We start from the raw sequence: 513 nt of genomic DNA on the forward strand, positions 1-513 counted from the left end.
GACCCGGTCCCTGCGTGTGTTGAGTATTCGCCATAATCAGCGACGCGACAGCAGGACACCCAGCACCAGCCCGACGGCGGCGCCAATTCCTACCCCAGTCCACGGATTTTCGCGAACATAATCATCCGCTCGCGCGGCGGTCTCACGAGTTTGACGAAGAATCGCTTCGCTGGTTTCACCCAAACGAGCGCGGCTCTCTTTCAGCGCGCTCTCGGCTTTACTGCGCAGTTTACCCATCTCTTCTTTCGACTTGTCCGCCGAGGAATTTAGTACTTCCTCCAGGGTATCCGCCAGCGTTTTCAGTTCTGCACGAAGGTCGTCAGTCACATTCTCTTTAGCCATGTCGTTCTCCTGTAGCGTGGTCCGTGTTGCGAAAGTTAATGGTGATTAGTAATCCCGAGACTCCAGCGTTTTTAACTCCTGTTGCGCTTCATTGAGTTTATGCTGGCGTTTGTTAATTTTGTCCGCATCGCCTTTCTTCCGGGCTTCCTGCAGATCGCGCTGACGTTCAGC

The 513-nt window shown here is 54.2% G+C and carries 2 protein-coding genes; both read right to left on the minus strand.

From position 1 onward, the window contains the following. Window positions 1-36: 36 nt before the first annotated feature. Window positions 37-342 carry an ElaB/YgaM/YqjD family protein gene (locus H9Y04_RS49335; protein WP_002917916.1) on the minus strand — a complete coding sequence of 102 codons (306 nt, stop codon included), beginning with the start codon at window positions 340-342 and terminating at the stop codon, window positions 37-39. Between the two features lie 45 nt (window positions 343-387). Further along, the coding region (locus H9Y04_RS49340) for a DUF1090 family protein (protein ID WP_187820198.1) at window positions 388-513 on the minus strand (126 nt) is incomplete at its 5' end.

Origin of the sequence: Streptomyces polyasparticus (genome assembly GCF_014493765.1) — a bacterium.
Classification (GTDB): domain Bacteria; phylum Actinomycetota; class Actinomycetes; order Streptomycetales; family Streptomycetaceae; genus Streptomyces; species Streptomyces polyasparticus.

Excerpts from the sequence above, each read along its gene's own strand:
- H9Y04_RS49335 (WP_002917916.1), bottom strand. The coding sequence starts at position 342 with ATGGCTAAAGAGAATGTGACTGACGACCTTCGTGCAGAACTGAAAACG.